Annotated in this window: 14 protein-coding genes; 5 read left to right on the top strand and 9 right to left on the bottom strand. The window is 44.3% G+C overall.

Annotated elements, in window-relative coordinates; genetic code table 11:
- Window positions 1-439: 439 nt before the first annotated feature.
- From UWK_RS19695 to UWK_RS08620, 4 genes are all read left to right on the top strand, one after another.
- Window positions 440-2,104, top strand: coding sequence for a retention module-containing protein (locus tag UWK_RS19695; protein ID WP_015403986.1), 1,665 nt, complete (start codon window positions 440-442; stop codon window positions 2,102-2,104).
- A 324-nt stretch (window positions 2,105-2,428) separates the two neighbouring features.
- Entirely contained in the window at window positions 2,429-2,641 is a 213-nt protein-coding gene (locus tag UWK_RS08630; protein WP_015403985.1) for a hypothetical protein, read from the top strand.
- 116 nt (window positions 2,642-2,757) lie between these two features.
- Entirely contained in the window at window positions 2,758-3,750 is a 993-nt protein-coding gene (locus UWK_RS08625; RefSeq protein WP_015403984.1) for a hypothetical protein, read from the top strand.
- A 125-nt stretch (window positions 3,751-3,875) separates the two neighbouring features.
- Window positions 3,876-6,470 (top strand): CapA family protein, encoded by a 2,595-nt coding sequence (locus UWK_RS08620; protein WP_041916367.1) that lies wholly within the window; start codon window positions 3,876-3,878, stop codon window positions 6,468-6,470.
- 53 nt (window positions 6,471-6,523) lie between these two features.
- On the opposite strand, the gene UWK_RS08615 is transcribed toward UWK_RS08620, so the two are convergent.
- From UWK_RS08615 to UWK_RS08580, 8 genes are all read right to left on the bottom strand, one after another.
- Window positions 6,524-7,441, bottom strand: a complete 918-nt coding sequence (locus UWK_RS08615; protein WP_015403982.1) for a phosphatidylglycerol lysyltransferase domain-containing protein — start codon at window positions 7,439-7,441, stop codon at window positions 6,524-6,526.
- A gap of 333 nt (window positions 7,442-7,774) precedes the next feature.
- Window positions 7,775-8,803: a hypothetical protein gene (locus UWK_RS08610; protein ID WP_015403981.1), complete on the bottom strand. Its 1,029-nt coding sequence runs from the start codon at window positions 8,801-8,803 to the stop codon at window positions 7,775-7,777.
- Between the two features lie 32 nt (window positions 8,804-8,835).
- Window positions 8,836-9,864 carry a hypothetical protein gene (locus tag UWK_RS08605; RefSeq protein WP_015403980.1) on the bottom strand — a complete coding sequence of 343 codons (1,029 nt, stop codon included), beginning with the start codon at window positions 9,862-9,864 and terminating at the stop codon, window positions 8,836-8,838.
- Between the two features lie 137 nt (window positions 9,865-10,001).
- Window positions 10,002-11,594, bottom strand: coding sequence for a lamin tail domain-containing protein (locus tag UWK_RS18435; RefSeq protein ID WP_015403979.1), 1,593 nt, complete (start codon window positions 11,592-11,594; stop codon window positions 10,002-10,004).
- A gap of 164 nt (window positions 11,595-11,758) precedes the next feature.
- A complete protein-coding gene (locus UWK_RS08595; RefSeq protein WP_015403978.1) occupies window positions 11,759-14,125 on the bottom strand; it encodes a phosphotransferase in 2,367 nt (788 codons plus the stop codon).
- Window positions 14,126-14,209: 84 nt separating this feature from the next.
- The gene (locus UWK_RS08590) at window positions 14,210-14,818 is read right to left on the bottom strand and encodes a response regulator transcription factor (protein ID WP_015403977.1); all 609 of its coding nucleotides are present in this window, start codon (window positions 14,816-14,818) and stop codon (window positions 14,210-14,212) included.
- A gap of 123 nt (window positions 14,819-14,941) precedes the next feature.
- Window positions 14,942-16,288, bottom strand: a complete 1,347-nt coding sequence (locus UWK_RS08585; protein ID WP_208598493.1) for an HlyD family type I secretion periplasmic adaptor subunit — start codon at window positions 16,286-16,288, stop codon at window positions 14,942-14,944.
- 59 nt (window positions 16,289-16,347) lie between these two features.
- Entirely contained in the window at window positions 16,348-18,516 is a 2,169-nt protein-coding gene (locus tag UWK_RS08580) for a type I secretion system permease/ATPase (protein WP_015403975.1), read from the bottom strand.
- A 307-nt stretch (window positions 18,517-18,823) separates the two neighbouring features.
- Between UWK_RS08580 and UWK_RS08575 the strand changes: the two genes are divergently transcribed.
- A complete protein-coding gene (locus UWK_RS08575) occupies window positions 18,824-19,153 on the top strand; it encodes a hypothetical protein (protein WP_015403974.1) in 330 nt (109 codons plus the stop codon).
- Between the two features lie 45 nt (window positions 19,154-19,198).
- Here the strand turns inward: UWK_RS08575 and UWK_RS08570 are convergent, their stop codons facing one another.
- On the bottom strand, window positions 19,199-19,867 hold the full coding sequence (locus UWK_RS08570) for a response regulator (protein WP_015403973.1): 669 nt from the start codon (window positions 19,865-19,867) through the stop codon (window positions 19,199-19,201).
- Window positions 19,868-19,915 lie beyond the last annotated feature (48 nt).

The following is a 19,915-nucleotide window of genomic DNA, read 5'->3' as shown; positions in this document are numbered from 1 at the left end:
ATCCATCTTCCGTAGGTTAGTGGGCATTGCACTTTGCATGAGTAATGTAAAGTGCAATAAGACCTCCAGTGGTCATGGCACAAGATCCCTTGGGATTCCGGTAGGATCTCTCTTTTCCTGACCACTTCGATGGACATCTTAATTCATTTGTCGCCCTATATTTTCTAAATTCTTGGGTGATAGAGATCTTCTATATCATGGTTTAGTAGCTCCGGAATAATCCAAGTAGATAGTAGCGGATACATGTTCGTCCCCTTCAACCTTTCTCACCTCCCTGCCAAACATTGCTCTGCGTCCACAAAATGTACATGCAATTTCGCACGAACTTATTCTAAAGACATCAATACTGTACCAAAGTACCATAGATTTTACTTTTTTTATGACTTACAATTAAACCAGTAGAAGAAGTTTAATTTTACACTTTCAAAGGGAGGACGCCATGACTGACAACACATCCGGAGCTGGAAACACTGGCCATGCAGGACCTATTGGGCAGGTATTTGTCATTTTTGGAGAGGTGAAAGCAATTGCCCCTGATGGGTCGATGCGGACGCTTGCACCTAACAGTCCTATATTTGCTGATGAGCGCATATTGACTGGAGGGGATGGCAGAATTTCTATCAACTTTAACGACCCTGAGCATACAGTGTTAAGCTTGGGCCGGAATTCTGATGTGGTCATTGATGAAGAGGTCTACAATCAGAGTCCTACTGAAGATTTTACCGAAGCGACCAGTGAGGTTGCAGACGTCCAGAAAGCATTAGAGGCAAACGACACATTTGATCCTACAACAGAATTACCAGCAACAGCAGCCGGTCCGGCCGCAGGGGCTGGAGGTGTTGCTGGTGCACGTGATGGCGGTGCCAGTTATCCCGTGTTCAATTTAACCGGTGAAGCTGTAACACCAGTTAGTGGAGCGGAAACAACTGGAGTAGACAGAAGCTTTTTAGATCCAAATATTCCAACGACACCTCCAGAAGGAGCGGCTCCAACGACTACTCCGACGACTACCCCAACGACCACACCGACCACTACACCGACAACTACACCGACGACCACTCCGACGACCACTCCGACGACTACTCCGACGACTACTCCGACGACTACTCCAACAGACACACCGACTGAAACACCGACCGAAACACCGACCGAAACACCGACTGAAACACCGACTGAAACACCGACGCAGACTCCAACGACGCCAGGTGATGATGACGACGATGACGATGATGACGATGATGACGACGATGATGATGATGACGATGACGACGATGACGATGATGACGATGATGACGATGACGACGATGACGACGATGATGACGATGATGATGACGATGATGACGATGACGACGACGATGATGACGATGATGATGACGACGATGATGATGACGATGATGACGATGATGATGACGACGATGACGACGATGATGACGATGACGATGATGACGACGATGACGATGATGATGACGATGATGACGATGATGACGATGATGACGATGATGACGACGATGACGACGATGATGACGATGACGATGATGATGACGATGATGATGACGACGATGATGATGACGACGATGACGACGATGATGATGACGATGACGATGATGACGACGATGATGACGATGATGACGATGATGACGACGATGATGATGACGATGATGATGACGACGATGACGACGATGACGACGATGACGACGATGACGACGATGATGACGATGATGACGACGATGATGACGATGACGATGATGACGATGATGACGATGACGATGACGATGATGACGATGATGATGACGATGATGACGACGACGATGATGATGACGATGATGATGACGATGATGATGACGACGATGATGATGACGATGACGACGACGATGATGACGACGATGACGACGATGATGATGATGACGATGATGACGACGATGATGACGATGATGACGACGATGACGATGATGACGATGATGATGACGATGATGACAGAGATGATGGTGGCGATGATGATGACGATGATGGCGGTGATGATGATGACGATGGTGGCGACGATGACGACGACTTCGGTGATTTCACGGATGATCACCTGGTCGAGCCACCTACGGAAACGTTTTAGTATAGTCTCGCCGTTTGCATTTGCTTGACCCAGAGGCGTGGGTAAGTCTTGAAAAAACTTATCCACGCTTTTTCTTTTTTGAGGCACAACATTAGCCTCATGGAATATCGAAAAGAAAGCTGTGCAAATGATGCGTTCAGGACAGAGTAATTCTCATGGCTAAACGGGAGTCCAGCATTTATCAACTGAGTAAATATTTTTTTCGTAAAAGGTTGATAAAAAAACTTATTTTTGAGATGGTTTAAGTATGTTTAAGCTGTAACAGGCTTTTAATCTCAACAGCTTCCAGTCTAAACAAACACTATTCTCAAAGGAGATACGGGAATGTCCAAGAAAATGTATGATGTTGCAATTCCGCTTGGTACTTACGAAGACCATGAAGGTAACGAGAAGACCAGGTGGCAGAATGTGGGAGCGATTCTAAAGGGAGACAGAGGCCCTTACCTGTTGCTGGACAGATGGTTCAACCCAGGAGGTATGCCTAACCCAGAAGACCGGACCAGTGTCATTCTCACATTAATGGAACCGAGAAAATAACCCCCGGCAACACAGCAGGTATTTAGGTTTAAGTAAGGAATCGTTAGATAAAAAATCATTTTTCAGTTGCCCGTAAAGCAGTTATTTACCGTTCTTCTATAAAAAGGCTTTCACAAATGGATACACTTGAGATTGCACATACCGGAGCGGCATGCCTTGCAAACTTGATTCAGAAAAATGGCAGCTTTAAATACAGGTATGATTCACAGGAGGCCCGCCCTCTAAAAGGTTACAATGTCCTCCGTCATGCAGGAGCTGTCTGGGCAATGCTTGACGTTTATCGTGATGTTTCTGATAAAAAAATTTTAGACTGTTGTCGTCAAGCTACACATTATCTCCTTGACACCTATTTGAGATTTTACCGTAGCTACAACAACGCTTGTATCTGTGAAAACAATACCATCAAGCTTGGGGGAAATGCCCTTTCCACCCTGGCTCTGGTCTCTTTATTCGAAACAACTCAGGATCCTTTCCTCTTGACTATTGCTGAGCGACTTGCACAGTTTATGGTAGATCAACGGATGGAGAACAACGGGTTAGTTCATAAACGATATTTTAAGTCAGGAAAAATATCCAAATTTCACTCGATGTATTATACCGGTGAAGCACTATTTGCGCTGGTGGCCCTATACAGGCTAACACAACAGAAGTATTGGTATGATGCCGTGCGGAAAATTGAGAATGAACTCGCGCCCGAGGATTATGGGGTGAAAGAACAATCTCACTGGATGCTTTATTTTCTTGAGCTCCTGTCAAATTATGAAGTGTCTTCTCTCTACTATCACCATGCCGAAAAAATAGTACTCCATATACTCGACAATCCCGAATACCTCTCATGGGAAAGAAGTACCCCGATAGCCTGCCGATCAGAAGGTCTGCTGGCTTTTTTACGTCTGAAACGACCAGATACTATCGATGATAAAACGTTATGTGAAAGGTGCATTGAACAGATCAAATACAACCTAAACAAACAGTTGGGTTTCCGCCTCCCAGATGGTTCTTTTGTCAGGGGAGGCCATGATCGGCGTAAGAATGAAGTTAGAATTGATTATATTCAGCACAACATTTCCTCATTCTTACATTTTTCTCGACTTGGTCTCGAGTTGTAAGTTTCGTCAATTCATCAAACAATACTGATTGATTTCGAACGCTAAAAAATAGGATCGGATTAATGCGACCTGACACAGATGCAACAAAGTCAGTACTATGGAGCGCACAGGAACTGCAGTCAATTATGGGTGGTCAATGGGTTGGACAGGTTCCCGAAGACTTGCATGTTACAGGAGTCAACTATTATGCAGGACAGGTTGAGCCAGGGGATGTGGTAATTACCACGGAACCGAAGACTTGGCGTTCATCTGCATATAAAAATACCAACGAAATCATTCAGACATTTTTCGACAATAAACATGCGGCAGTGGTTGTTGCGGGGCAATTACCTGCAAACTACAGAAGCGACAACCCGGTGCTTCTGGTTAAAAATACCAGGGAGGCGCTCGACGCACTGGGAGAGGCGGCACGTAACAGGATACGTGGCACGGTCGTAGCAATTACAGGCAGTGCCGGGAAATCAACGACAAAAGAGATTACCCGTTTCTTATTGTGTCAGCAGGGTACGACAAAGGGAAGCCGTAAGAACTACAACCACGGACCGGGGGTACCGCTGATGCTCGCAGAGACACCACCTGATATGCGTTTTGGTGTCTATGAGTTTTCCGTTGATCTGCCAAATGTGACTGAGAAGAAGGCTAGCATTATCAGACCAGACATAGCCATGATCACCAATATCCATTCTGATCATCTGCAATTTTACGGGACTTTGGAAAAGTTAACCGACCAGAAGTGCCTGCTATTCAAATCCTTACAACCGGAAGGCATTGTCGTGCTTAACCATGATGCTACGTTGTTTGATCGGCAGTTGACCAATGCAAAAGCCGCGAACGTCAAGAACATTATCACCTTCGGCACACATGAAGATGCCGACATGAAAATAATCGACTATTCTTTGCATAGTGAGTCAAGTGATGTAAGGGTTATTTTCCATAAACAAGAGATATCATTTCATGTGAACCAGCCCGGTACGCATAGTATCATGAATTGTCTCGGTGCCTTGGCTGCCGTTCATGCTGCCGGCGGAGACTGGATAAAGGCTGCTGAAGATATTAAAAAGGCACCCGTTCTCAGCCGTCATAACGAAAAATATACAGTTGAGCTGGCCAGTGGAGATATTACACTCATCGATGACACCTTCAGTGCTAATCCTGCCTCTGTAGAGGCAGGATTAGCAGTACTGGGACTTAAAAAACCACGTAAAGGCGGTAGACGTATTGCCATCATGGGTGAGATAAAAGAGCTTGGCGATACTTCAGCGCAGCTCCATGCGGCTTTAGCACCGCATGTCATAGATGCCCAGGTCAATGTGTTGTTCACCGTAGGCCGTGATCTGGAGGGCTTGTGGGACGCTCTTCCTAAAACGATGGAAGGAGAACACAGTGAGGATCCTGAGCATATTGCTAAGGCGGTAGTGAAGGAAATGCACGGTAGCGATATTCTCTGGGTGAAGGGGTCGAGGCGCTCCACTGCCAATCTCGAGATGATTTTATCTGCCATTAAAAAGACAGGTAAAAACATCAGGAAAAAAAGTTTGGTGATGAATGAAGCACAGGAAAAACGCTCACAAAGTCAATATAAACAGCAACAAAAGAAGAGAACGCCCCCATTCCGGACAATAAATGAATTGCATACCCCTTCCGCGTTTGAGGTTGTCTTTGTAGGCGATACAGCTTTTGGAGAAAATTATCAAGCTCAGTACGAAAGCTATGGGGAGGAAAACATTCTTAAAGCAAGAGGGTACGATGCCCCGCTGGCCAAGGTCCGGAATATGCTGGAAGAGGCCGATCTGGTTGTTGCAAATCTCGAAACACCTCTTACCGACTTGAAAGTTTCTCCGTTTGCAGGCCAAAAGTCATGGGTACACTGGGGGGATATAAAACAAACACCTCGTCATTTACTTGCAAATAATATCAGTACGGTAGGACTCGCCAATAATCATATGTTTGATTTTGGGGAAGAAGGTTTCTACCAGACATTACACAGTTTGGAAGAAGCTGGAATTACATATTTTGGTGGTGGTGCAACTATTGACGAAGCCGGTGAAGCATTTATTGCACAGAGTCAAATAGATGGAAAAGTATTTACATTGGCAATGATATCAATGTATGCCGGTCCCTCCCGTAAGAAGGATTCATTCAAAATGTATGCCTCAGAAAAAGATCGGGGTTTGAACCCGATTTCGTTTAAACGTGTACGCAATGAGATTAAGCGTGTCAGAAAAGAATATGCTAATACCTTTGTTGTATTGTTCCCCCATTGGGGGCCAAATTACAAATGGCGTAGCGATCGCCAGGCAAGACTGGCGGAGCGCATGTTAAAAGAGGGGGCGGATCTGATTCTCGGGCATGGGGCACATATGATACAAGAGATTGAAAAGCATGACAATCAGTGGCTTATTTATAGTATCGGTAATTTTATGTTTAATTCCAAGGGGCGATATGGCAAGCTCGATGCGCCTCCTTACAGCGCTATAGCGAAGCTGCGTGTCGACACACTCTCCGGAGCATTCCATAAAAGTTTACATTTATATCCAATTGTCACAGATAACCGTAAAACAGATTATCAAACACGTTTTGTAACAGAGAGAGAGTTTAAAGAAGTGGTCGCATTATTGAGTTGTCGTTATTCTGATTCTGTTCGTTTCTCCAATGACGTCAAATGCGACAAGGAAGAGAGCAATGAGGAAACACGATTTTACATCAAACTGCCTCTGTAAAAGTTACCATGCCACATTAGAACAGGTTGTTGAAGGAGCCCCTTGTAAGAAAACTATTTGATCACATGAACTCTATATGAACCATGTTTTAAAACCGGGCGGAGCGACTCTTTCGCAAATTCCAGGCCCGGGGTCGAGGCACCTGCATAATTCACAAGTTCATAAGTATCCAGTTGTAACATCAAATGATAAAACAAAAATCTATTTAATCCGTAATACCTGTGGTCGGAATAGGTTATAAACAGATTCGCCAGTCCGGGTCTGATTTCACCAGCAAACCCGACAGAGCGAATTGTTCCATCTATGAGAACAACCAGCCCAAACAAATCCTTTTTTTCAAAAAGAGTGCTGTTGCGTACACATCTTCGGGCAAAGCCTCGAGGTGCAACCCGTCCTTCATACTTGTTCTGTTGTATAACTGCCCATTCGTCCATTAAAGCAATACAGCCCTTGACATCCCCTTCTTCAAAGGCCCTGACTTCCACACCATCCATGCCCCTGATCCTCGCGACGTCTTGTCGTATTTTATGTTTTTTGGTTCCTGACAGAGAATGGTAGTTCTTAGGATCATAGACGTATTCCCGCTCCAAGGGGAAGGTTTTCACATCAGTCCCCAGATGTTCAAGTTTTTCGATATCTTGCTCATCCACTCGATAAATTACGGCCCTTTTCGTATTATTAAATGTTCTTACTCTCTCCAGGCAAAGTTTGAGAACATTCTCATTCATGGGCATAGGGAGAAAATATAAGTAAAGTTTTGGATCCCTGTTCGCTCGATTCTGCTTGTAAAAAAGACAAACAGAACCATCTATCTCGGAAATCAGTAAATCTCCATATCGAAAATACAGGTAGGGGAAGTATTGATGCCAGCAAATTCTGTTTACTTGAGCTAATGCTTCCTTATAGAGCTGAAAGTCAGTCAGGCCAAAGTGTCTCAGTCCACTCAAAGCACCTGTCTTTTCCTGATCCATTAATTATCCTCTGCCATTATTATTAAATTCAGTATTATAAATCCTTTCCTGAGTACCATCGAAACTCAGCTTTGCAACCCGGAGCTGTTCCGTGTCGATTATATGAGACGCCATAAACCCATCCCTGGGGGCTCTGCTGCGGCCGTCCAGGCCGCAGATGCCCATATAATCAACACGAAACAACTCCTCCTCAGGCGGGTAAGCTGAGGATCAGTGGTAATCAGGAATCCTTTTATCTCTCCATGTGTTGGCCCGGAGATCAGATCTTCAATTCAGGGCTGCATTTTATCAAAAAAGGAATTGAGATCATTAACACTGTCCATGCTGTGTCATCTAAAGGAGAATGTCCTGAAGTATCATCCCTTTGGGCACATTAACAACGGGAGTTTGAGGATGGGCCACAAAACGGACAGGAGTCAGGCCAATATCCTGATTCCACATAAGATCCATGTTTCTTCTTTTTTTTCGTGGTGGCAGATCGTGATAGGCCATAATTCTCTTCGACACGTCGTTTCCACCGAGTGCAAATATGAGAGTGGATGGCTTTTCCCCATCAACCGCATGAATCTGGCTTAAATTTTTATTCAGGATCTTAATGAGCCGAATGGATCCGACTCTGGCCAGGACAGGTTTCATGCCGATACTTGCTTTAAACCTTTGCAAACCAAGACTAAAATCGACACCATAGAGGTTTGGATCGGTACCATAACTCATCCACTTCAACCCTTGTGAGATGGCAAAAGATAGAGCCTCTTCCATTCCGCGAACCGCTAATTCGTATTTTGTGCGGGCCTTTTTCTCAAAAGCTGCAGCTCTTGTAGTCAAACTGTTTTCGCTATGAGAAATAGACCAAAGAGCTCCACCAATAAAACCTCCGTCCTTGTGATACATAAAGATCCGAAAAAAATCAGCGACCTCTCCTGATGGTGTCACTGTCACTTTTTTTGATAAGGCTTCTGGCTTTGGCCAAAACAGAATTGCACCTTCTTTTCCCCCAATTTCAGTGAGATACAACTTCTCATACCAGATTTTGTAATCATTTACAGATAAAGGAGCTATCTCGACGCTAATGTCACTGCTTTGAGCATGACTGGCTTTCAGTTTTTTCCTTAACTTGTATCGATCGTGGCTGGATCCAAGACTCGTGAGCCACATCTCAGACGTTTCTGGTGTTGGCATCAGCCACCGAATCCATTCTGGTGCCAAAATAAAATCCGGGTGTCCATTTATATCAGAAAGTTTTGGATCCTTGATTGCCACAGCAAAAAAGCCATCTGTTATCAAATTGTGATCAAGGTTGGAATCATAATTTTCATCGCGAAACACTGCTATTTTAGTTCTGTTTCCTCTTGCAATAATCATCTTGATTCAATTACCTCAACAGCAGTAAACATCTATAAAATAATATCCTGAAGAATCATCCCATTGGGAACTTTAACAGCGGGAGTTTGAGGATGGACCACAAACCGAACGGGCGTTAGACCAAAATCTCGATTCCACAATAGATCAAAGTTTCTCTTTGGGGTCAGTGGTGGCAGGTGTTGATAGTTCAGAATTCTGTCTGATACATTATTTCCGCCAATTGCAAAAATGAGAACAGAAGGCTTTTCGCTATTTGCAGAATCAATTCGGCTCAAGGTTTTGTCTATAACTTTAATAAGCTGAAAGGATCCATATCTTGGAAAGACGGGTTTCATGCCGATGCTTGCTTTAAACATTTGCAAACCAAGACTGAAATCGACACCATAAAGGTTCGGATCGGTACCGTAACTCATCCACTTCAAGCCATGCGAGATGGCAAAAGTTAGAGACTCGTCCATTCCACGAATTGATAATTCGTATTTTGCACGGGCCTTCTGCTTAAAGGCTGTAGCTGCAATAATCAAAATGCTTTGGGGATGAGAAATAAACCAGAGTGAGCCACCAATGAAACTCCCATCCTTATGATACATAAAAATCCTGAAATAATTAGCGACCTCTCCTGATGGTCTCACTCTCACTTTTTTTGACAAGGATTCGGGCGCAGGCCAAAACAAAATTGCTCCAGCTTTTTCTCCTATTTCAGGGAGGTATAAACTCTCATACCAGATCTTATAATCATCCACAGACAAAGGAGCTATATCAACACGAACGTCACCGCTTTGAGCATGACTGGTTTTCAGTTTTTTCCTTAATTTGTATCGATCATGGCTGGATCCAAGATTCGTAATCCACATCTCAGATGTTTCTGGTGTTGGCATCAGCCACCGAATCCATTCCGGTGCCAAAATAAAATCAGGGTGTCCATTTATATCAGAAAGTTTTGGATCCTTGATTGCCACAGCAAAAAAACCTTCTGTTATCAGATCGTGCTCAAGACTGGAATCATAAATTTCATCGTTAAACACTGCTATTTTGGTTCGATTTCCTCTTGCACTAATCATCTTTACCCAATTACCTCAACGGCAGTATATTACGCGTTTCAAGCTAAATTGTATTCCCCCGGAAGCGTTAAAAAAGAAATGCTGCTTCTTACTCCTTATCTTTTGGCGATACCGTCAACTGCTATAGTTGATGATGGTCAGTCAAAAGATGTCCCATCTACCTTCGTTCCGGGTGAGTACAATGCACCGCCTGAAATGTTACCATGGGGCACAAAAGGACCATTTACATCTGGCCAGCGACTGAGAGACTGGTTGCTATTGATAGCATGAGAGAGGTATTCTCCTGCACACTGCTTGCCACCACAATCACCCCAGGAAAGCTGTTGATACGAATTTCCGTGCGAGTCCGACAGCGACAGAATGTCGCCAGCGTTATTCAAATTCAGCTCACCGGCCGACACTGCTGTCTGTATTTCAGCATCACCAAACTTCCCGGTTGGAACCCCCCCGCCAAACACTACCAACGCCTTTCCTTTGGGCAAGAGGCTGCCAACGGGGAAGCGGTGGCGCGCAGGGGTAGACGCATCGCCAAGGTACCACCCACTCAGACAAATATCGTGATCAGAGGTGTTAACCAATTCAACAAACTCATCCTCTTGTGCATCACGTAAACCATCATTATTTGCATCTCCAGCGACACCACCAGCTGGGTCGCCATAAATTTCGTTAATCACCAGACCTCTGGCATTCTCAGCGGGGGTAGATACACAGGGAATAGCATCGGGTGGATTAAACAAAAACCAAGCCGCTGAAGGGCCAACCTTGCGGGAGTTGTGTCCAGCCCCAGGTACCACAGCAAAGCGCCACCCAAAATCGAGGCCAAGGCGGCGCGCTTCCCTTTCACCCATTCGAAAATAAAACTCTGCTCGCTGCCGTCTATTAAACCCCTGAAAATTAGCATACCTTGAATCGCGAACGGTCCTGGATTCTTTACCAGTCTTTGTGTCTAACTCACCCACCATCACCACCAGTGGAGCCTCAAGCAACCGCTTGACATCGTAAGCATTTAATGGAGTGCCCTGAAGTCCATAGGGCATAAAGAAATTGGGATCAGAACCGCTGCCGTAAGCCGGCAAAGTGTAGAAACCGGCGTTAACCGCAACCGCCGAAGCAACCCTGGCATCGGAACGAAAAGTCACCAGACGATGAACAAATTGCCCACCGGCGCTGTGTCCCCAGATACGATAGGTTGGCTCTCCGCTGTTTAATTCCCGTTTGACAGCTTCAAACAGATGTTCAATCTCACTGTAAAGATAGTCATCACGCGTGCGCCACTCTCTGGCTTTGTAGGTACGAGTATAGGGCGGCTTTCTACTCCCGACGGCAAGAGTGAAGCGATCAGAACCTGGACCGTAGATCGATTCAGGAAACTCGGGTGCTATTGCGAGGGCTCCGTATCGTTCAGCAATTGGCATAAATCTACGCAGGTAATCAATCGCATTTCTAGAAGCACCATGTATAATAAAGACTATTGGTCCATCGCTGACAGAGAATTCTGTGGCGCGATATGTATAAGCTGTAAGTGTATGACCATCTTTGGCCATAAAACGAATCTGGGAGGGTTCCATTTTAGAATTGAGCACTCGCTCATAAAGTCCAGAACTTTCCACAAGCGTTGATGGGAAAAGATCCACCTCGCGAGAAACACTGGTGGATGGGGAGTCATTACCAGCTTCATCTGAACTGCAGCAGCACAAGAATAATAAAAGTAACGAGAGTAACCTCTTCACTGGATCTACACCTCTACTCCACGTTGGCACAATCTCGATAACAGACTGGCCGAATGTTGAATACTTTCTGTATCTTTTAATCGGGCAGTCACGCCATTATTCAATATTCCAATACGTTCCCAGGACGCAAACAACAATAAAAAGAATATCTCCATTCAGATACTTCATTCCCCACAAGAGTCGGTCAAAGCTAGTAATTTTTCGATACCCATTCGCAATCCAAGGATCCTGTCTTCTTTCAATTCATAGCCAAACCCTCCATAGTGTAAACGTAACAGCTTTGCCTGCCTGACGGCAATTTGGATGACTAAAAGATCAGTAAGGAAATCGTTCTCTGCGCGTGATAGTTTTCGAACATTCTCATAACCCTTTTTGAAGGATTCAAGATTCTCCATATAAAAGTCCCTTTTCTGGGCAGAAAATTCAACCATTCCGTTTGCCAAATCGATGAGAGCAGGTCCATAACCGACACTCTGGAAATCGATCAGCCAGCATTTTCCATCGCGAAAGAGATAATTAATAATGGATAAATCGCCATGACAGTGAGTCGGGAAAGTATTGAAATTTCGCAGACGTTTAGTGTAGTACGGAATATCCAGAGAGATATCAGTTCCTACGATTCCTCCCTGATCATGGTATTCCTGCCAGGAATCGAGCCAGTAAAAGAGGAGCTGTTTGTTGCTGTACACTTTCGCATACTTTGTTTTATAACGCTTCGCCTCATTATGGAAACGCGCCAGCAAATTCCCGGCAAGCATATTCTCTTCCAGAGTCGGTTTCGCCACATATTTACCAGGAACAAAAGTAAAGAGCACTGCCTGCTCCTTATCTTTTTGACTGATATATTTTCCTGCTTTATTTTTCAACGGAAGAGCAACTTCCAGACCAGACTCTTTCAATGAATCCAAAACACCAATCTCGTAGGCGATCTTCTTTTTATTTTTCTTATTCAGGTATTTGGAATCATATACTTTTAGAACATATTCTTCCGAAGGAGAAAAAATATGATAGACTCGGTTAAATGATGCTACATTAAACCGCTCCGTCTCATGAACTGTGATTTCATAGTTCTGATTCACCCATTCGGCAATCCTGTCTCGTGAGAAAATACAACGAGCTTTTACTTCACCAAACCACTTATCCTTTTTGGATTTGTCACCTGTCGAGGGATGAAACAGATAGCCTTCAACAAGCTGCTCATAAAAGCGGATACCAGGATATCGTTGAGCATACTCAGATATCATTCCATCACCGACATCACCAAAATGGTAATAATCGCAACCAGCACGATCCCAATAAAACTTCTTGTCCCATTCCTCAGGAAGAGTACCCTCATAATCCGGATCCAGCTCGATATAGATGTCAAAATCCGAGTTGATCTTTGCCCAGTCAAAATGAACAAAGGGTACCTTATAACAACCGGATCGACGATTCGTTGAGGAACCCAGGACATATATTTTGCGCACACATTCATGAGGAGCAAGCTTTTGCATAACAAAGTCAAAAAAAGCATCGAAAATCTGATCCTGCTTCTCGGGGGGAAAGAGCTCCTTTTCTGGTTTGATCATGAATAATTTATTTGTACCGAGCAATTTATTAAATGAATCAATTTCCTGTTTGGGATCAATACCCTCAAGGCGACAAAAGAGATCAACAGCCGGATTGAGCGAGCTTCTGTTGATATACAGATCCTGCAAACGAAAAGGTCTGATGCCACCTTGTTCGGCCATTTTCAAGAGTGAGAGAATCTTAAGCTTAAGCTGATTAAGATCCGTGGTATCAAGGTCATGTCCATACCTGGCGAGAAAAGCCGGCAGATCCAGCGACGTATCGGTGCTGACCATATCGGCAGCTTGTGGGGCGTAACCGGGAGGTACAAGAACAACAGTTGAACTGTCTTTGTTATATGCCACCCTACTATTTTCTACCACTCCTTGAATAAAGCCAAGCGCCTTAAGCACCTGCCCTGCTTTGTTACGGTAGGTTTTATCAACCTCAATTACGATTTCCTCATGTCCTTCTGTCTGAAATCGTGAAATTAGTTTTGTGCCAAGTTCGTTTTCTGCCAGCAATTGAACAGGGTCCCGTTTCAGATCATTACTTTCCAACAATGAAGAAATCGGAGCAATAGCCTTTACAAGGAGAATAAAGGAGTCTTTCCCCATGAGAATTTTATAGTTTCTAATATGGAGATGAAAACCATCTTTGGTCTCTTCAATGGCCAGTTGCTGTTCATTATACTTCACAGGAAAAGTAAGTTTTTTCTCCTTGTCCCAAAAGGTCTTGAGCGTACCAGCCTCATTTGTATTCGCCAGAACACCATCTTTATATCCTGCCTCAATTTCATTGAGGACATCCTGGGAGTAGAGTTTGAAGAGTTCTGCCAGTTCCTTGAATTCGCCAACAGAAAGCTCAATTCTAAGGTCCCGGTAATGGAAATGGATATTTTCTCCCATATCCAGGAAAAACATATTAAATCTCTGTTTTTCCAAACCATTCGATTTGTGAAAAAGATAGGTAGTAATTCCCATGAATTCCCAGTGACTAAAAAGAATATACGTTACCAGAGAGGCCGTTACGAAATTAAATGCTACGGCTCTTGTGGTACGGGCAGCCTAGGTAGTTTGTGTCTTGACATACAGTGCCAGTTGTAATCGGCTTTCGGTATTTGTTTTCTTAAAAATAGAGCCGATATGTGCTTTCACCGTGCTCTCAGAGATATTCAACTCGGCGGCGATTTCAAGATTTGACATACCTTGACCGACCAACAAAGCAACCTCCCATTCACGGCCTGAAAGTTTATGTTCAGGAGGGGGTTCCGTACTTTTTGGGTCAATATCTTGAGTGGTGCCTCGAATGATTTTCTGCATCAGTTTCTGCCCGACCCAGACCCTTCCGCTGATGGCTGTATTAACAGCCTCTTTAAGACGAACTGGAGAAACATACGTATTCGCATACCCCACAGCACCGGATTTGAGCAACAGAACTGCCTCATTATCATCCGGGATATCAGAGAGGACAAAACATCGTGATTCCGTTATACTGGAGATAAGATTCATATCAACCATAGAGCGGTGAAGAAGTATGAGTTCTATCTCTTGATGTTTAACAACGTCTTTCAGTTCCGCCACGGTAGAGACCTCAAATAACTGATGGTCACCCTGCAATATCTGTCTCCACCGTTCTCGCGTTGATGCGTTTGCACTGCAGGTCACGATTGTCATAAAGTACCTCTTACGTAGAATTTGCTATTGTACATTTCGGCAAAGTTGAAGACATCAAGTAACTGCTGGCTACGTTATATATATCCACCTACCCTGAGTTCAGGTCTTTCCTGTGTTGACAAATCACCTCTCACGTAGAGCTAAGCTCTGAGCACGAAGAATTGGCCTCATCAAATAGGTAAGGACGCGTTTTTTTCCGGTCAGAATATCAACAGAGGCCACCATTCCGGGAATAATAGGTAAGGGGGCATTTTTAGTTCCAAGATAATTTTTTGTTGTGCGGACATTTACCAGATAGTAGCTGTTTCCCTGTTTATCGACGATACTATCAGCACTGATATGCTCAACTTTCGCTTCGAGTCCACCATACAGTGTAAAATCATAGGCTGTGAACTTTACAGTGGCCTTCAGGTTAGGGCTAAGAAAGGCGATATCCGAGGGTTTGATCTTCGCTTCCACCAGAAGAGTATCCTCCAATGGAACAATTTCAATCAAGTTCATACCCGGTTGAATGACACCACCAACAGTATTAATAAAAATTTGATTCACTATTCCCCTGACAGGTGAGACTACAGCCGTCCTGTCCAGACGATCGGCCAAGGCAACGGTGGTAGCTGAAAGTCCCTCAAGTTTTGCATAGGCATCATTGAGTTCCTTTTTGGCGTTATTGGAGAACCTGAGCTTTGCCTCAGTTATTCCTTTCTGCGCCTCCAGAAGTCTCGACTTTGCTCTGGGAAGAGCGAGCTGTGAAGCCATGATATCTCCCTGCATCTCACTGTCCTGACGCTGCAGGCGCAGGAATTCCACCTCCGAAACAGCCCCACCTTTTACCAAAGGTTGGGTCATGTTAATTTCCTTTTTAAGCAGATAGCGCGTCCGTGACAGCTCAGCAATCTTAGCCTCAAGTTCAACGATTTCCTGTTCACGTTGCCGACTTTGTTCCTCCAGCACCCCTAGCGTTTGGGCAAGTTCCTTTTTTCGTGACTCAAATAACTCCTTTTCCCGGTTACCTACCTCAGGATTTTCAGCCATCACTTCCTCCGGGAGCACAAACGGTGTGGAGTATGTCTCGGACTGTAATCGTGCAACCTGGGCTTTGAGCGCAAGATAATTAAATCGACTTTCCCGGTACGGTCCGGAAAAACGCTTTTCGTCAATACGGAGTAAGAGCTGACCTTGTTTCACCACATCACCGACATTCACCAGAATCTCGGAGAGAATTCCGCCCTCAAGATTCTGTACGATCTGCAGTTGCCTTGCAGGCACAACTCTTCCGCTTGCTCTGGTTACCTCCTCTACTTCCGCCACATATGCCCAGGCCACAGCACAAAAAAACACGATGACTATTATCCAGAGGATAATACTGCCACCTCGTGGAGACTGAGCCAGGAGCGACATGCGGATGTCGGTTATTAAATCAACATCGGAGTTCTGTTGTTGAAAAAAGAAGCCTTTTTTCTGCTTTTCCACCGAGCGAGGGGTCCTGCCGTGAGAAGTCTTCAGATTTTTTGAGATCTCAGAATTTTCTTTCATATCAACAATTGGCCGTTTTTCAGAGCCTCCAGAATATGCTGCTTGGTTCCATCAGCCACAATTGTTTCATTGCTGATCACTACAATTCTGTCAACGATTTCCAATAATGATATGCGATGCGTTATAATGATTGTCGTTTTATTCTGCAAAATCTCCAACATATTATCCCGTATCATTGATTCACTTCTATTATCCATCGAGCTGGTTGGTTCATCCATGAGCAAAACAGGGGGATCAAGAAGAATCGCTCTGGCTATAGCTATGGCTTGCCTTTGCCCGCCGGAAAGATTGCGCCCCTGCTCTTCCACCGGCATATCATAACCCTTCGGATTCTTTTCCACAAAGTTGCTCACACCAGCTATCTTGGCAGCACGCAGGACCGTTGAGTCATCAATATCGCTGGTCCCGAGAACGATATTATCACGCACACTCCCCTTAAAAAGGACTACATCCTGCGAGACATAGCCGATAAAATTCCGCAGTTCTGCTGGATCAATCTGTCGGATATCGGTACCATCCATTGCAACCATTCCTTTGCTTGGTTCATAGAGTCCAAGAATGAGTTTGCCAAGGGTTGTCTTGCCGGAACCAATAGGGCCGATAATGCCTACTTTCTCGCCAGGGTTGATCTGCAAATTAATATTTCTCAGCACTTCCGTTGAGTCGCCGGGATAGGTAAAAGAAAGGTTCTCGAGGGTTAAGGCACCGTTGAAACTCGTCCGGTGTAAAAATACTTTTTCTGTAGGACGCTCAGACGGAAGTTCCATTATTTTATTCAGAGTCTGAAGAGAATTTCGTGCTTGATGAAAACGAGTCATCAGACTCACGACCTGTGTCATTGGCGAGGTTGCACGCCGAGTGAGAAATATACAGGCAAAAAGGCCTCCACCGGTCATTTCCCCCCAAGAGATCATATAGACACTGAAGATAATAATCGCAACGAGAGAGAGATTCTGGAGGAAATGGGCGACATGCCCGACTGACGCGGAGAGAAATCGGGTACGTGCACTCCAGGTGGCTATAAAACTCACAGAATCTTCCCAGGCACGCTGGATCTTACTTTCGGCCCCTAAAATTTTTATGGTTTCAATGCCTGACAGGCCCTCTACGAGTATGGCATTTTTTTGGGACTCTGCATTATGGGTTTTCCCAACGGACTTTCTCAAAGGGCTCTGGACAATAAATGCATAAATGAGAATAAGTACAATACATACGACACTAACCAACACCAGACGTCCACCAACATACCAGAGAGCCAAGAGTGCGAGAAAGGCAAAGGGAAGGTCTACCAGGGCGGTAATGGAAAAGGATGTAATAAAATCCCGTATGCTTTCAAACTGCTGAAGTTGCTTGGTAAACGAACCAATGGACTTCGGGCGAGCCTCCAGACGAAGACCGAACACTTTTTCCATCAGAATTGACGACAAAACAAGGTTGGATTTTTTTCCTGCCATATCAATAAAATAAGCGCGTAATCCTCGCAGGATAAGTTCAAAGAAATAAATAGCTGCAACTCCGGCGGAAAGAACCCACAGTGTTTCAAAAGCGAGATTGGGAATGATTCTATCATAGGCATTGATCAAGAAAAACGGGGTAGCAAGAGCGAAAATATTAATCAGAAAGGAGGCGATAATGACATCTCTGTAAATCCGCCATGAAGTCAGCACAGTCCCCCAGAACCAGTTTTTTGATCGATCCCTTGGATGACTCACTCCCCGATCGTCAATACGATATTTGGGTTTGACAAAAATTGAATATCCCGTATATGTGTCAGCCAGTTCTTCACAGGACACAATCTGGCTCCCCTGACTTTCCGGCCATATTACTTCCAGAGTGCCATCGCTTGAATCTGCTTTAATTACTACACAGGCACGTCGATTATCCAGCAACACTATAGCGGGTAATTCATGCGTGTTAAACTGATCAAGAGGACGTTTGAGAAGTCGTGAGGAAAGACCGGCTCGACGTGTGGCCCGTGAAACAAGTTCGACCGTCAACCGATTATGGACAAGGGGCAATCCAGCACGCAATACCGTTCTGGAGATAGGACGGTCATATATTTTGGCCAGAATTTCAAGGCAGTCAAGAAGGGGATCATCCTGGTTGTCACTATCATCTATGATATGCCATTCTTCTGGATTATTCGATTTTTCCTGTTCAGTCATTTATATCCATAAAATCTCTAAAACGGTATATATGTGTGATTAGGTAACCCCTATGACAATAGCATATCGTCAAAAACAAACAGATCAAGACTGTCTTTTTTTCACCTAACAATAATATGATATGGTATCATAATAGAGTTTGAAGCGTCAAATATATCGACTATAAAATATCACAATACATTTTTTCTTCTAAGTAACTCTGTTCGGGATAACATGAGCAGAGGGTAATGCAAGGGATGAAATCCATCTAGCTTCAGTCACCCACCGGCTTTGATGGTAGACTATCCGGGTACAAAGGAGTGCTAAGATGTTTTATGTGGAAAGAGGTAAAAAAGGAAAAATCGTTGCGATACGACGTGAAGCCGACACAGCAGAAATGGAACTGAAAGAAGCGGTGGATGATGAAATTATCGAGTTTCTAATAGATGAAAAAACAAACGACTCCTTGATTCGTCTCCTTGCATCAACAGATGTAGGGGGAATGCGAGTATTAGAAGACCTCATCAATTTGCTGGTAAATAAAAATATCATCATGTTGACGGAGCTTCCACATGATGCTCAAGTCAAACTTCGACAGCGCCAGCAGATACGCCAAAGCCTCGGCAAAGAAACGATTATTGTTGACGATATTATCTGAAACATTTTTTTCGTACTTATGAGAAAGCAAATGAGTACTACCAGCTCAGTCACCCGGGGTCACAAAACCGTTACGCACAGCAAAGTTGACCAGATCGACGCTATTCTTCATATCAAATTTCCTGAGCAAATTAGCTCGATGATGGTCAATTGTCCTCGGACTTAAACAGAGCATAGTTGCCATAACTTTACTGGTATGCCCTTCAACGACCAGATTAAGAACTTCCCGTTCTCTACTAGTGAGAGTTTCAAAAGGAGAACTCTTATTATTGCGATATGCAGATATCACATCGTCGGCAAAGTCCTGAGAGAGGAAAGGGGACAGGTAGGATTTTCCGTCCTGAACTCGTTTAATAGCAAGGAGCAGTTCCTCATCTGAATCTTCTTTCATCAGATAGCCATCGGCCCCTGCAGACATGGCGTGATAAAAGTACTGTTTATTCTTATGCATGGTCAGCATCAGAATCTTAATGTCTGGATATAATTTTTTAACCCTACTCACAGCCTCAATTCCCGTGAGTTTTGGCATGGAAATATCAAGAATCAAGAGCTCGGGCTGAGTAGTCTTTAAAAATTCCAGCAACTCTTCGCCATCGCTAACCTCACCGACAACTTTCAGGGCGGGGTTATTACTGATGAGATTTCTGATGCCATGACGTATCAGAGCATGATCATCAGCCAGGAGTATGGTGTACTGCGAGCGCGTTGTGGCCATTGTCCCTCCATTGTAAAACTTCCAGTCATTTCACTAACATTAAATCTA

Source organism: Desulfocapsa sulfexigens DSM 10523, from assembly GCF_000341395.1.
Taxonomy (GTDB): domain Bacteria; phylum Desulfobacterota; class Desulfobulbia; order Desulfobulbales; family Desulfocapsaceae; genus Desulfocapsa; species Desulfocapsa sulfexigens.
The sequence above is the reverse complement of the archived record's forward strand: the minus strand, read 5'-3'. Positions and strand labels throughout refer to the sequence as shown.